The sequence below is a fragment of the Sphingomonas sp. genome (assembly GCF_036731925.1).
Classification (GTDB): domain Bacteria; phylum Pseudomonadota; class Alphaproteobacteria; order Sphingomonadales; family Sphingomonadaceae; genus Sphingomonas.
On record NZ_DAINDJ010000003.1, the window covers coordinates 55005 to 68266 of the forward strand.

The 13262-nt window shown below is 66.9% G+C and carries 12 protein-coding genes; 10 read left to right on the forward strand and 2 right to left on the reverse strand.

Features of this window, described 5'->3' with window-relative positions; translation table 11 throughout:
• The first annotated feature begins 50 nt into the window (after window positions 1-50).
• The 6 genes from V7E00_RS17525 (at window position 51) to V7E00_RS17550 (ending at window position 4137) form a co-directional block, all read left to right on the forward strand.
• On the forward strand, window positions 51-269 hold the full coding sequence (locus V7E00_RS17525) for a type II toxin-antitoxin system Phd/YefM family antitoxin (RefSeq protein WP_333573939.1): 219 nt from the start codon (window positions 51-53) through the stop codon (window positions 267-269).
• Window positions 270-758: a PIN domain-containing protein gene (locus tag V7E00_RS17530; RefSeq protein ID WP_333573940.1), complete on the forward strand. Its 489-nt coding sequence runs from the start codon at window positions 270-272 to the stop codon at window positions 756-758.
• A gap of 50 nt (window positions 759-808) precedes the next feature.
• Window positions 809-1057, forward strand: a complete 249-nt coding sequence (locus V7E00_RS17535) for a glutaredoxin family protein (protein ID WP_333573941.1) — start codon at window positions 809-811, stop codon at window positions 1055-1057.
• 171 nt (window positions 1058-1228) lie between these two features.
• Window positions 1229-1501 carry a hypothetical protein gene (locus tag V7E00_RS17540; RefSeq protein ID WP_333573942.1) on the forward strand — a complete coding sequence of 91 codons (273 nt, stop codon included), beginning with the start codon at window positions 1229-1231 and terminating at the stop codon, window positions 1499-1501.
• 198 nt (window positions 1502-1699) lie between these two features.
• Window positions 1700-3013 carry an MFS transporter gene (locus tag V7E00_RS17545; RefSeq protein WP_333573943.1) on the forward strand — a complete coding sequence of 438 codons (1314 nt, stop codon included), beginning with the start codon at window positions 1700-1702 and terminating at the stop codon, window positions 3011-3013.
• Window positions 3010-4137, forward strand: a complete 1128-nt coding sequence (locus V7E00_RS17550; RefSeq protein WP_333573944.1) for a glycoside hydrolase family 68 protein — start codon at window positions 3010-3012, stop codon at window positions 4135-4137. The genes V7E00_RS17545 and V7E00_RS17550 overlap by 4 nt, the downstream gene beginning before the upstream one ends.
• Here the strand turns inward: V7E00_RS17550 and V7E00_RS17555 are convergent.
• Window positions 4134-5159 carry a LacI family DNA-binding transcriptional regulator gene (locus V7E00_RS17555; protein ID WP_333573945.1) on the reverse strand — a complete coding sequence of 342 codons (1026 nt, stop codon included), beginning with the start codon at window positions 5157-5159 and terminating at the stop codon, window positions 4134-4136. The two genes, V7E00_RS17550 and V7E00_RS17555, sit on opposite strands and share 4 nt — an antisense overlap.
• A 148-nt stretch (window positions 5160-5307) precedes the next feature.
• Between V7E00_RS17555 and V7E00_RS17560 the strand changes: the two genes are divergently transcribed.
• The gene (locus V7E00_RS17560) at window positions 5308-7818 is read left to right on the forward strand and encodes a TonB-dependent receptor domain-containing protein (RefSeq protein ID WP_333573946.1); all 2511 of its coding nucleotides are present in this window, start codon (window positions 5308-5310) and stop codon (window positions 7816-7818) included.
• A gap of 58 nt (window positions 7819-7876) precedes the next feature.
• Here V7E00_RS17560 and V7E00_RS17565 read toward each other — a convergent pair whose 3' ends face one another.
• Window positions 7877-9946, reverse strand: a complete 2070-nt coding sequence (locus V7E00_RS17565) for a M13 family metallopeptidase (RefSeq protein WP_333573947.1) — start codon at window positions 9944-9946, stop codon at window positions 7877-7879.
• A gap of 142 nt (window positions 9947-10088) precedes the next feature.
• Between V7E00_RS17565 and V7E00_RS17570 the strand changes: the two genes are divergently transcribed.
• The 3 genes from V7E00_RS17570 to V7E00_RS17580 all read left to right on the forward strand — a co-directional run bounded on the left by V7E00_RS17570 (window position 10089) and on the right by V7E00_RS17580 (window position 13248).
• Window positions 10089-10478: a nuclear transport factor 2 family protein gene (locus V7E00_RS17570; RefSeq protein ID WP_333573948.1), complete on the forward strand. Its 390-nt coding sequence runs from the start codon at window positions 10089-10091 to the stop codon at window positions 10476-10478.
• 92 nt (window positions 10479-10570) lie between these two features.
• The gene (locus tag V7E00_RS17575) at window positions 10571-10732 is read left to right on the forward strand and encodes a hypothetical protein (RefSeq protein ID WP_333573949.1); all 162 of its coding nucleotides are present in this window, start codon (window positions 10571-10573) and stop codon (window positions 10730-10732) included.
• 104 nt (window positions 10733-10836) lie between these two features.
• Window positions 10837-13248, forward strand: coding sequence for a TonB-dependent receptor plug domain-containing protein (locus tag V7E00_RS17580; RefSeq protein WP_333573950.1), 2412 nt, complete (start codon window positions 10837-10839; stop codon window positions 13246-13248).
• Window positions 13249-13262 lie beyond the last annotated feature (14 nt).

Sequence of the window (13262 nt, forward strand, 5' to 3'; positions counted from 1 at the left end):
GGTACGTACCTACATTGTAGCGCTATCAAATCTGCCTCCGGGACCCCGCAATGAAGGTGATCAGCAGCCGCGAATTCAACCAGGACGTGAGCGCCGCGAAGCGATTCGCTCGCACGGAGCCGGTGTTCATCACCGATCGCGGCAAGCCCACCCATGTGCTGATGAGCATCGCCAGCTTCCGCGCCTTCAGCGGCGAGCGCGAGAGCATCGTCGATGCACTGGCCGCAGCCGAGCCGTTCGACATCGACGCCGCAGCCGGCCGCTGGTGAATGTACCTGCTGGATACGCCCGTACTGCTCGATCTGCGCAAGGCGCGTAGCGGCGGCGGAGATCCCCGCCTTGCCGCCTGGGCCGGCGGGGTGCCGCGCGAGCAGTTGTTCGCCTCCGCGCTGGCGCTTGCCGAAATCGAGGCGCTCGCAGCCAATGCGCCTCGGGGAGAGGGGGCTGCGGCGATCCGCCGCTGGATCGACGACCAGCTGGTGCCCGCCTTCGGAACGCACCTTCTTCCGGTAGACACGGCCGTGGCGCGCAGACGCGGTCACGTGGCACTGGCAAGCGATCGGCACGCGCTGATCGCGGCGACCGCGCTCGAACATGCGCTGACGCTGGTCACCTATGACGCCGCGGCCTATCGCGGCGTGCGGATCAAGCTGTTCGATCCGCGCCGTTACGATCCCGAAGAGGAAGCAGATGATTGGCGCGCCGCCGCCGCGCGCAGCGGCCCGGTGTGGTTTCGCAATCTCTTCCTGCGCAGTTGACCGTCGCAACCTGTGCGGCTTCCAAGCATTTGCATTGCAAGGAGATTGCCATGGCAGACGAGAAGCGCGCGACCCTGTACCGGATGGTGCTGCCGGATCATGTGTGCCCGTTCGGCGTGCGGGCTCGCGAGTTGCTGCTCGAGCGCGGCTATGAGATCGACGATCAGGTGCTCCGCACGCGCGACGAGGTCGAAGCCGTGAAGGCGAAGTTCGGCGTCGCCACCACGCCGGTGATCTTCCTGGGTGCAGAACGCTTCGATGGCGCCGACTCGCTGCAGCGCGCGCTCGCCGACCGCTAGGCGGCGATACCCGACAAATCGCCGATCGGCTGGAGGGCTTTGGCTTTCCGCGGCGCACTCGATTCGTCTCGTTCGCGTTACAGCGTCGGAACAAAGCGTCACGTTGTCGATTTCCGCTCCCAACGCTTTTCCGCCAACGAATTTTCGACTGTACCAACGTAAAGGGCAAAGATGATGAAGAAGATGCTCGTGCTCGGCGCCGCTGCCGGCCTGATCGCGCTCTCGGCGTGCAACAACACCCCGCGCGAACAGGCGGCTGACAACATCGAGGCGAATGCCGAGAACGTCGCCGACAACATCGAAGCGGTTGCCAGCAACGCCACCACCGATGCGGCGCAGGACAATCTGCAGAACCAGGCCGATGCCGTGCGGGCCGAAGGCGACGCCAAGGCCAAGGACATGCGCACCCACGACGCGGACACCAATCTGCACAACGGGATGTAATTCCGGAGCTTTCCGGTCCGGGTTCCCGCCGTTCCCACGCAGGCGGCGGGCCCTAGCGAAGGGCGCTCGCGATCGCGGGCGCCCTTTTGCATGCGCGGCGCCTGGCTTCATCATTGTTGCAATCGATTGTTGCTTCCTGGCGCATAACGTTCCATAAAGGCAGGATAGAACAGACGGGCCGGGTGGAGAGGCGCGACGATGAACCCTGCTGATGGCAAGCCGCGCCTGTCGCTGTGGCGCATCCTGGAAATGAACCTCGGCTTTCTCGGCCTGCAGTTCAGTTTCGGGCTGCAGCAGGGCAACATGGCCCCGATCTACTCCTATCTCGGCGCGTCCGAGGCGTCGCTGCCGCTGCTGCAGCTTGCAGGCCCGATGACCGGGCTGCTCGTCCAGCCGATCATCGGCGCGATGAGCGACCGGACGGCCAGCCGCTGGGGCCGCCGCACCCCCTATTTCCTCGTCGGCGCGGTGCTGTGCTCGCTTGGCCTGTTCTTCATGCCGCTCAGCAGCTCGATCGTGATGGCAGTTTCGCTGCTCTGGCTGCTCGATGCCGGCAACAACATCACGATGGAGCCATATCGCGCCTATGTGTCGGACCGGCTGGATGCCAGCCAGCATGGTCTCGGCTTCCTGACGCAGAGCGCCTTTACCGGTCTTGCCCAGATGCTGGCGTTCCTCACGCCGTCGCTGCTCGTGTGGGCGGGGATGAACCAGGATTGGGTGGATGCGCACCACATCCCCTACACCGCGCGGGTGGCGTTCATGGTCGGCGCGGTGCTGGCGCTGGGTACGATCCTGTGGTCGGTGCTGCGGGTGCCGGAGCTGCCGCTGACCGCCGCCGAGCGCGCCCATATCGCGGCCCAGCCCAAGTCGGTGCGGGCGACGCTGGCGGAAATCGGTTCGGCCATCCGCGACATGCCGCCGGCCATGCGCAAGCTGGCCCTGATGAGCCTGTTCCAATGGTACGCGATGATGGCGTACTGGACCTATGTCATCCTCGCCGTCGCCCGTTCGGTCTATGGCACGGCGGATTCGGCCGCGCCCGGCTTCCGCGCCGCGGTGCTTACCAACGGCGAGATCGCCGCCTTCTACAACGCCGTCGCCTTTGTCGCCGCCTTCGCGATGGTGCCGATCGCGCGGAAGATCGGCGCCGCGCGGCTGCACGCGGTCTGCCTCGTCTGCGCCGGCATCGGCATGCTGTGGCTGCCGCAGGTGCAGGACAAGGCGATGCTGTTCATTCCCGCCATCGGGCTGGGACTTGGCTGGGCGAGCATGATGGGCAATCCCTATGTCATCCTCGCCGGATCGATCCCGCCCGAGCGGACCGGGGTCTATATGGGCATTTTCAACATGATGATCGTCATCCCCATGCTGCTCTTCTCGATCACCCTGCCGTTTCTGTACGCGCCGGTGCTCGGCGGGGACGCGCGGAACGTGCTGCGTCTTTGCGGCGTGCTGCTGTTCTGCGCTGCGCTCGCCGTGTGGACCGTGCGGGAGTGCAAAGCGGCATGAAGGCGCGGTCGGAATGGACGCGCGCGGCCGTAGCAGGCGTCGCGACGCAATCGGGCGCGGCGCTGCCGTTGCTGCCGCAGGGCGTCACCGCACCCTTCGCGGGCATGGACCTGTGGGACATGTGGCCGATCGCCCGCCGCGACGGCAGCACCGTGCGGCACGGGGGACGCAGCTGGTGGTTCTTCCTCGCGGCACCCCGGCTCGCCGATCCCGAAGGCCGCCACGACCTTGCCCGCATTCGCTTGACCAGCCACGGTGAGGACGGATGGCGCGATCACGGCGATGCCTTCCCCGATGGCTTCACCCCAGGCTCGCGCGAATGGTCCGGCTCGGCGATCCTCGAGGACGAGGACGGGACGCTGGCCCAGTATTTCACCGCCGCCGGGCGGCGCGGCGAGGCGGCGCCCACCTATGCGCAGCGGCTGTTCGTCAGCCGCGGCAGCTTCCGCGTCGATGGTGACACCCCCGTGCTGGGTGGGTGGAGCACGCCCGAGGAGATCGTCGTCGCCGACGGCGCCTGGTACACGGTGGCCGACGAAATCGTCGCGCCGCCGCACGGCATCCAGGGTTTTCGCGATCCCGGCTATTTCCGCGACCCGGCCGATGGGGCCGAATACGTCCTGTTCACTGCCAACGCCGCCTGGAGCGACGCGCGGGTGAACGGCGTGATCGGTATGGCGCGACGGGACAAGGGCGCGTGGCGGCTCGAGGCGCCGCTGGTCGCCGCGATCGGCGTCAACAGCGAGCTGGAGCGCCCGCACATCGTTGTCCGGGACCACCACTATTTCTGCTTCTGGAGCACGCAGGGCCGCCGCTTCGCCGAAGGGATCGCGGCGCCCACCGGCCTTTATGCGATGGTCGCGGACTCCATGGCGGGTCCGTGGCGTCCGGTGAACGGCACCGGGCTGGTCGCCGGCAATCCAGCGGAAGCGCCCACCCAGGCCTATTGCTGGTGGGTCACCGGGGAGGGCGAGGTACTCAGCTTCGTCGATTATCCCGGCGTCGGGGCAGCAGCGGCAGAGCGACTGGCCAACCCGTCCGAACGTCGGCGGATCTTCGGCGGCGTACCCGCGCCGTCTTTCCGCCTCGCCTTTGAGGGCCAGCGGGTGACGCTGGCGCCCTAGGCCGAGTCCCGCACCACCAGTTCCGGCGGCATGACGAGCGGGCCTGCCTCCTGTCCGGCAATCCGTGCGAACAGACGCTCGACCATCGCGCGGGCGCCGCGGGCGATGTCCTGCCGGACGGTGGTGAGGCGCGGCACGGTCTGCAGGCCGAGCGGCAGATCGTCATAGCCGATCACCGGCACGTCGCTCGGCACCGCCATCCCTTGGTCGGCAAGCACCCGCAGCGTCGTCATCGCGATCATGTCCGATCCAGCGGCGATTCCGTCGATACGATCCAGATGGCGGGTAAGATGGGCGGCGATTTCCTGCTCCATCATGTCCGAGGCGAGATGCGTGTCGAGCTGGAGCGGTGCGGGCAGCCCGGCGGCGGCGGCAGCGGCACAGATCCCCTCGTAGCGCTCGCGCAGCTCCGGCGCGCGGATCTCGCCGAGAAAGGCGATGCGCCGCACCCCACGGGCGATCAGATGCTCGGCAGCCATTCGTCCGCCGGCGACATTCTCGGTGCCGACGGTGCAATGGACCTGCCCCGGCACGCGGCTGCCCCAGGCAACCAGCGGGCGATAGCGCCGGGCAACCCGCTCGATCGCTTCCATCTGGTCCGACTGGCCGATCAGCAGCACACCGTCGAGCATGCCGGAATCGACGATTCGCTCCAGCCAGTCCGCTGCGTCGGGAATGATGCGCGACAGCATCACGTCATACCCATTCTCGGTCAGCGCATCGGCCAGATGGCCGAGGATCGTCATGAAGAAGGGGTCGGAAAGGTGCTGGCGACGCTCATGGCCGAGCGGCACCACCACGCCGACCACGCCGGTCTTCTGCGTGCGCAATCGGCGGGCCATCTGGTTGACGCGGAAGTCGTGCGCGGCCGCAAGCGCCTGGATGCGCTGGCGCGTTTCGGGGTTGACCAGACTACTGCCCGCGAGCGCGCGCGAAACCGTGCCGGTCGACACACCGGCAAGGCGGGCGAGGTCGGCGAGGGTGCGGGCCGGCCGATCGGAAGGCGGTGCATCTTGGCTCACGGGAAGCGAGTCTGGCCTTTGCGGCGGCAATCCGCAAGCACACACCGATACGCACAATTACGGAACTTGTTGCAATCGATTGTAATGCGGCATATACGGGAAGCTGAAGGGTTCCAAGAAGGAGGACCCGGTTCAGGGAGAGAGGCTCATGGCCACGTCTGTGCGCGCCAATCATTTCCGCCGCCTGCTGCTGATCGGCAGCATGTTCGCCGTTCCCGCGCTTCCCGCGTTCGCACAGGAAACCGCCCCGCCGGGGGATGCGGCACCGGGCCAGGAATCCGAAGCCAAGGAATATACCGAGATCGTTGTCACGGCCGTCGCGCGCGGCCGCGATCGCCTCGACACCGCGATTTCGACCAGCTCGCTGAAGGCGGACGACATCCAGAAGGCCGCGCCGCGTTCGGTCGCGGAGATCTTCCGCACATTGCCCGGCATCCGATCGGAAAGCTCCGGCGGCGAAGGCAACGCCAATATCTCGATCCGCGGCCTGCCGATCGCCTCGGGCGGCGCCAAGTTCCTGCAGCTGCAGGAAGATGGGCTGCCGGTGCTCGAATTCGGCGACATCACCTTCGGCAATGCGGACATCTTCCTGCGCGCCGACCTCAATCTGGCGCAGGTGGAATCGATCCGCGGCGGCTCGGCATCGACCTTCGCGTCGAACTCGCCCGGCGGCGTGATCAACATGATCTCGAAGACCGGCGACGTCGAAGGCGGCGCGGTGCAGGCGACCGCCGGCCTCGACTACAAGGACTATCGCCTCGACTTCGATTACGGCGCGAAGCTGAGCGATAGCCTGCGTTTCCACATGGGCGGCTTCTACCGCCAGGGCACCGGCCCGCGCCGCATCGGCTATGACGGCAACAAGGGCGGCCAGTTCAAGTTCAACGTCACCAAGGACTTCACCGGCGGCCATATCCGGATCTACGGCAAGTTCCTTGACGATCGCGCGGTCGGCTACCTGCCGATGCCGGTGCGGGTGACCGGCACCAACGGCAACCCGACCTATCAGGACCTGCCGAACTTCCGCTCCAACCGCGACCAGTTGCTGACGCCCAACTTCACCCGCAACGTGACGCTGGACGGCAACAACAATCTGGTGACCGACGATGTGCGCGACGGCCAGCACCCGCTGGTCAAGTCAATCGGCTTCGAGGCCGAGACGCTGCTCGCCGGTTGGACGATCACCGATCGCTTCCGCTATTCGGACATCTCCGGCCGCTTCATCTCGAACTTCCCGGCCAATGTGGATTCCGCGAGCAGCATCGCGACGTCGATGGGCGGGGCAGGGGCGACGCTGGCCTATGCCAGCGGCCCCAATGCGGGCCGGGCGATCAGCAACCTTGCCGGGCTGAACGGCAACGGGCTGCTGGCGCAGATTGTGGTATTCGATACCAAGCTCAACAGCCTGGACAACATCACCAACGATCTGCGCGCGAGCCGGGCGTTCGACCTCGGCACCGGCAAGCTGACCGCGACGGCCGGCTTCTACAAGTCGCGCCAGACCATCGATACCGACTGGCTGTGGACCTCCATCCTTACCGATGTGCGCGGGGGCGGCGAGGCGGCGCTGGTCAATGTCCGCCGCGCGAACGGCACGGCGGTGACGCAGGACGGCTTCTACGGCTATAGCGCGGCCTATTTCGGCGGCTGCTGCCGGCGCAGCTACGCTGTCGACTACAACGTCAACGCGCCGTTCGCCTCGCTCAACTATCAGGTCGGCAAGGTCTCCATCGGCGGCAGCGTACGCTATGACTTCGGCGATGCCAGCGGTTCGATCGCGGGCGCAGATCTTGGCGGCGGCCGGGTCGGCACGGCCAGCCGCGACATCAACGGCGACGGCGTGATTTCCGATGCCGAGACGCGGGTTGCGGTGATTCCGCTGACCAGCCCCGCGCCGGTAAACTACAACTATCACTATTGGAGCTACTCGACCGGCATCAACTACCGCTTCGTCGACTATATGTCGGTGTTCGCGCGCTACAGCCGCGGCGGTCGCGCCAATGCCGATCGCCTGCTGTTCGGCCCGGCGGTGAGCACCTCCGATGGCCATCTGGTGAGCGAGGCGGCCGCGGTCGACTTCGTCAACCAGGCCGAGGTCGGCGTGAAGTATCGCCAGGGCCCGCTGACGCTCAACCTCACCGGCTTCTGGGCGCGCACCGAGGAGCAGAATTACGAGGCGACGCGGCAGGTGTTCATCGATCGCACCTATCGCGCCTATGGGCTGGAGTTCGATGGTGCGGTCCGCCAGGGGCCGTTCAGCCTGACGGCCGGTGCCACCTGGACCCATTCCCGGATCGTCGCCGATGCGCTGAACCCGGGCGTGGTCGGCAACACGCCGCGTCGCCAGGCCAATCTGATCTTCCAGGCCACGCCGCAGGTAGAGCTCGGGCGCGCGTCGATCGGCGCGAACGTGGTCGGCACCACCAGCAGCTATGCGCAGGACAACAACCAGCTCAAGCTGCCGGGCTATACCCAGGTCAACGCCTTCGCCCAGTTCCGGCCCATCCCGAAGCTGCTGGTTTCGCTGAACGCGAACAACCTGTTCAACGTGCGCGGCTTCACTGAAGCGGAAGAGGGCGCGATCCCCGCGAACGGCATCGTTCGTGCCCGTTCGATCAACGGCCGCACGATCAGCACCTCGGTGCGGATCGACTTCTGACGTTTCCTCAAGAGGGCGGCCGGAGGACCAATCCTCCGGCCGCCTTCTTTCCTTCCGATCACCAGATCCGAACGCGATCCGCCGGCGCCAGATACTGCTTCTGGCTGGGATCGATGTTCCAGGCAGCATACCAGGCGTCGACGTTCCGCAGCGGGTTCACCGCGCGGATCTGCCCCGGCGAATGGGGATCGCTGACCAGCTGCTGGCGGAGCGCTTCGTTGCGGAAGAGCGTCCGCCACACCTGACCCCAGCCGAGGAAGAAGCGCTGGTCGCCGGTGAAGCCGTCGAGCACCGGCGCCGGCTTGCCGCCCAGTGAGGCATGATAGGCGTCGAGTGCGATCATCACGCCGCCGAGGTCGCCGATATTCTCGCCCATCGAGGCGCGGCCGTTGATGTGCAGGCCCGGCAGGCCTTCGAACGTATAGGCCTCATACTGCGCGCCCAGCCGCACCGCCTGCGCTTCGAACTTTGTCGCGTCCTCGCTCGTCCACCAGTCGCGCAGCACGCCATTGCCGTCGGACTTGCGACCCTGGTCGTCGAAGCCATGGCTGATCTCGTGCCCGATCACGCCGCCGATGCCGCCATAATTGACCGCATCATCCGCCTTGGGATCGAAGAAGGGCGGCTGCAGGATGGCCGCCGGGAACACGATCTCGTTCTTGACCGAGTTGTAGTACGCATTGACCGTCTGCGGCGTCATGCCCCACTCGGCCTTGTCGACCGGGCCGCCCAGCCGGTTGCGGCGATAGTCCCATTCGAACTTGCCGGCGCGCTCCGCATTGCCGACGAGGTCGCCGGGCTGAACCTCCAGCGCCGTATAGTCGCGCCACTTGGTCGGATACCCCACCTTCACGGTGAAGCCCTGGAGCTTGGCAAGCGCCTGCTCCTTGGTCGCGGGGCTCATCCAGGCAAGATTCTTGATGCGGCCGGCGAGCGCGACGCGCAGATTGCCGACCAGCACGTCCATCTTGGCCTTGCTCTCGGGCGGGAAGTAGAGCGCCACATAATCGCGGCCCACGCCTTCGCCGATCGCCCGCTCCGTGAAGGAAACGGCGCGCTTCCAGCGCTCGCGCTCCTTGGGCTGACCGTTCAGGAACTTCGAGCGGAAGTCGAACTGGGCGTCGGAGAAGCGCTTGGAGAGAAGCGGCGAAATGTCGTCGGCGATGCGGAAGGCCTGCCACGCCTTCAGCGTCTCAAGATCGGTATCGGCGAAGACCTGCGCGATCTTGGGCACGGCGCTGTTCTGCGCGACGATCACCCGGCTGGCCCTGGTGAGCCCGGCCGCCTGCCAGAACGGATCCCAGGCGAAGCCCGGTGCCCGCGCCTTCAGTTCGGCGATCGTCACGGGGTTGTAGGTCTTGTCGCGGTCACGGCTCTGTGCGCGGGTCCAGTGCGCCTCGGCGATGCGCGTTTCCATCGCCACCACCTTGTCGGCCGCGGCTGCCGCATCGGGCCAGCCTGCCATGCCGAGCAGCTGCGCGACATATTGGCGGTAGCGCGCCACCTGCGGAGCAAATTTGGGATCGAGATAGAGATCACGATCACCGAGCCCCAGGCCCGACTGGCGCAGGTACAGCGCATAGGTGTCCGGCTGCTTGGCATCGTCGCTCACGCCGACGCCGAAGAAGCTGGCGCCGAACCCGCCCATCGATGCGCCCATCTGCTGCGCCAGCGCGGCCTTGGTCTTGGCGGCCATCACCGGCTGGAGCCGCTGCAGCAGCGGCTGGGCGTCCAGCTTTTCGATCGCCGCCTCGTCCATGAAGCCCCGGTACAGGGTGGCCGCCTTGCGGCGGTCCGGGTTCGCGGCGTCGGTGGCGCTATAGCCTTCGATCAGGCTGCGCAGCCGCATTTCGGACAGGTCCCGCAGCACCGCGAAGGCGCCGAAGGACGAGCGATCGTCCGGGATCTTGGTACGATCGGTCCATGCCCCGTTGACGAAGCGATACCAGTCATCGCCCGGCTTCACGCTGCGATCCATGCCGGCAATGTCGAAGCCCCAGCTGCCATAGCGGGTCGCGTCGGCGCTGGGTGCGGCAGGCGTGGATTGTTGCGGATTGCGACTGAGCGCAGGGGCGGCAAGCGCCGCGATCGACAGGGTAGAGGCCAGGAGGACGTGCTTCAGCGCCAAGGAAAGTCTCCAAATCAGGCAGTTAGCCAGAGGTGCAGACAGTCTACACAGCAGGCGCCGCGTGGCAATCCATCGCGGAAAATCGACGGCTCGTCGAGCCTTGGATCTTGCCGCGCAAGACGGGCAGGGTAGAGCGCTGGACATGCAGCTTTCTCCCGAACTCGCGATCCGTGCGGCGCGGGCCGCGTTCAACCAAGCCTTGGCGTCCGGCGACCTTGCCGCCATCGGGCCGCTGCTCGCGCCGGACGTCGTTCTCGTCGCCGGCACCGACAGCGCCGTGATCCACGGCCGCAAGGCCCAGTTGCAGGCCTGGAAGCGTGAGTTCTCGGCGAAGGCGCGGAGCATCTACAGCCGTATCCCTGATGCGGTGCTCCTGTCGCCGGTGGCGCCGATCGCGTTCGAGCATGGCCATTGGCAGGGCGTCTCGGCGGCAGACGGCACGCTGGAGGCGAGCGGGACCTACACCGCAAAATGGCGCGAGATCGGCGGCCTGTGGAGAATAGAAGCCGAGCTGTACCTGACGCTCGCCTGACCCTCGCCACACGGAACGAAGCAGCGCCGCATCGGTTGAAGCTGCTGAAACCGCCCCCTTTGGGACAATCCTCACGTCCCGGGAGACGTGCCATGCCGACAACCCGCTTCTTCTTCGAACGCCGCGCGCAGGAAGAGCGCGCCCGTGCTGCCGCTTGCGGCAACCCCGTGGTCGCAGCTGCCTTCCGCAAGCGCGCGGAGGCGTTCCAGCGCCGCGCCAACGCGCAAGGCGAGGACAGCTTCGAACCCCTCTGAGCGCGAAAGCGCCCCGCGTTTCGCCCCCCCAATCTTTTCTTTCCTGCATTCCCACTCTGAAGATGGGAGATCGCGTTTCGACAAGCGTAATCCAGGGGTTGAACATGCGTACCTTCCGCACCGGGCTGCTGATCGCAGCCTCCACCATCGTCCTGACCGCCGCCACGGCGCATGCGCAGCAAGCGGAGGCGCCGGCATCGCCGGCGGATGCCGGTACCGCGGGCGGCGCCGACGAGATCGTCGTTACCGGCACGCGCAGCGAAGGCCGGTCGCGGCTCGATACCGCGTCGCCGGTGGACGTGTTGAGCAGCCAGGCGCTCAGCCGCCAAGGCACGACCGAGCTCGGCGCGGCGATCGCCGCCGTTGCACCCTCGATCGACTTCCCGCGTCCTTCGGCAACCGATGGCACCGACGCGATTCGCCCGGCGACGCTGCGCGGCCTTTCGCCCGACCAGGTGCTGGTGCTGGTCAACGGCGTACGGGTGAACAGCTCGGCACTGCTCAACATCAACGGCGCTGTCGGCCGAGGCTCGGCAGCGGTCGATCTCAACACCATCCCGACCGCGGCGCTCGAGCGGGTGGAGGTGCTGCGCGACGGCGCATCGGCGCAATATGGTTCGGATGCCATCGCCGGCGTGATCAACCTGCGGCTGCGCGAGGCCCGCTCGGGTGGGGCCGCCTCGGCGACCTATGGCATCTACCACACCGACATCGATACTGCGCGGGGCAGCCGCAGCACCACCGGCGAGCCGGTCTTCACCGCCTCGGCCTGGCAGGGCTTCGGGCTGGGCGACGACGGCTTTGTGACGGTGACTGGCGAATATGTGAACCGGCAGGCGACCAATCGCGCCGATTTCGATCCGCGCGTCACGCCGAGCCGCGTCACGGGCCGCTTCGGCGATCCGAAGGTCGAGCAGTACACCGGCACGATCAACGCCGCGAAGGGCATTGGCGGCGGCTGGCGCCTCTACGGCTGGGGCAGCTACCAGGACCGCGATACGCGCAGCGCTGCCTTCCCGCGGCTGGCCAGCGCCACCACTGCGCTCGCCGGCTATCCCGACGGCTTTCTGCCCATGATCAACACCAAGTCGACCAACGCGGTCGGCGCCGTGGGCGTGAAGGGCAGCCTCGGGGACTGGGGCGTCGATCTTCATGCCGGCTATGGCCGCAACAAGATCGCCTTCCGGACCATCGATTCCGCCAATTACGCCTATGGCGCGGCAACGCCGAAGAACTTCTACGACGGCGCGCTGATCTTCGACCAATGGGTCGCCGGTCTCGACGTTCGTCGGCGGTTCGATGTCTTCGAGTCGCTCAACCTGGCCTTCGGCGCCGAGGGGCGGCGCGAGGGCTACAAGATCACGCCGGGCGAGGCTGCTTCCTACGACGCGCCGGCGACCGGTGCGGTGCCGGGCGCTTCCCCGGGCGCGCAGGGCTTTGCCGGTTTCGCACCGGTCAACGCGGTGGAGCAATCGCGGCGCAGCGTCTCGGCATATCTCGATCTCGAAGCGCAGGTAACGCACGCGCTGCTCGTGGACGTGGCGGTGCGGGGCGAGCATTATTCGGACTTCGGCGACACGGCCAACGGCAAGTTCTCCGCGCGGTACGACGTGGCGCCGTGGCTTGCGCTACGCGGGACCGTCTCCACGGGCTTCCGCGCGCCGAGCCTGCAGCAGCAATATTTCACCTCGATCGCGCAGGTCGTCCAGAATGGCACCCCGATCCTCACCGGCACCTTCCCGTCGGTCGCCCCGGTGGCGGCGGCACTGGGCGGTCTGCCACTCCGCCCGGAGAAGTCGACCAACCTTTCCGTCGGAACGGTGATCCGCGCGGGCCGATTCGACCTCAGCGTGGATGCCTATGAGATCCGGCTGCGCGACCAGCTGGGCCTGTCGGAAAACCTCGCGGCAAGCTTCAGCCCGCAGGTCGCGGCGATCCTTGCCCCGTTCAACGTGCCGCAGGCCCGCTTCTTCCTCAACGGCCTGCGCTCGCGTACCCGCGGCATCGACGCGGTTGCGCACTATCGCCTGGGCAACCCGGCCGATCCGGCGGGGGCATTCGACTTCACCCTGGCGGGCAACGTAAACGAGATCGTGGTGACCCGGGTCCCGACCAACACCGCGACGGTCAATCCGGCGCCCGTACTGTTTGCCCGCAGCCGCGTTTTGACGATCGAGCAGGGCACGCCTGGCGAGAAGGTGACGGGCACGATCGACTGGTCCAAGGGCCCGGTCGGCCTCACGCTGCGCGGCACCTATTATGGGGATGCGAACCAGCCCGGCACCAACCCGGCGGCAGACATCCATACGGGGCGCCACCTGATCAGCGACCTCGAGCTGCGCTACCAGCCCCGCAAGGGTGCCCAGGTGGCAATCGGCGCCAGCAACCTGTTCGACGTCTATCCCGACCGTTCCATTCCCGCGAACAACACGAGCGGCGTGATCGGATTTCCCTATTACTCGCCGTTCGGCTTCAACGGGCGATATCTGTACGCCCGGCTGGGCGTGAACTGGTGAAATGAGGCACGGCG

Excerpts from the sequence above, each read along its gene's own strand:
- V7E00_RS17560 (WP_333573946.1), top strand. The coding sequence starts at position 5,308 with ATGGCCACGTCTGTGCGCGCCAATCATTTCCGCCGCCTGCTGCTGATC.
- V7E00_RS17550 (WP_333573944.1), top strand. The coding sequence starts at position 3,010 with ATGAAGGCGCGGTCGGAATGGACGCGCGCGGCCGTAGCAGGCGTCGCG.
- V7E00_RS17535 (WP_333573941.1), top strand. The coding sequence starts at position 809 with ATGGCAGACGAGAAGCGCGCGACCCTGTACCGGATGGTGCTGCCGGAT.
- V7E00_RS17580 (WP_333573950.1), top strand. The coding sequence starts at position 10,837 with ATGCGTACCTTCCGCACCGGGCTGCTGATCGCAGCCTCCACCATCGTC.
- V7E00_RS17545 (WP_333573943.1), top strand. The coding sequence starts at position 1,700 with ATGAACCCTGCTGATGGCAAGCCGCGCCTGTCGCTGTGGCGCATCCTG.
- V7E00_RS17575 (WP_333573949.1), top strand. The coding sequence starts at position 10,571 with ATGCCGACAACCCGCTTCTTCTTCGAACGCCGCGCGCAGGAAGAGCGC.
- V7E00_RS17570 (WP_333573948.1), top strand. The coding sequence starts at position 10,089 with ATGCAGCTTTCTCCCGAACTCGCGATCCGTGCGGCGCGGGCCGCGTTC.
- V7E00_RS17540 (WP_333573942.1), top strand. The coding sequence starts at position 1,229 with ATGATGAAGAAGATGCTCGTGCTCGGCGCCGCTGCCGGCCTGATCGCG.
- V7E00_RS17530 (WP_333573940.1), top strand. The coding sequence starts at position 270 with ATGTACCTGCTGGATACGCCCGTACTGCTCGATCTGCGCAAGGCGCGT.
- V7E00_RS17525 (WP_333573939.1), top strand. The coding sequence starts at position 51 with ATGAAGGTGATCAGCAGCCGCGAATTCAACCAGGACGTGAGCGCCGCG.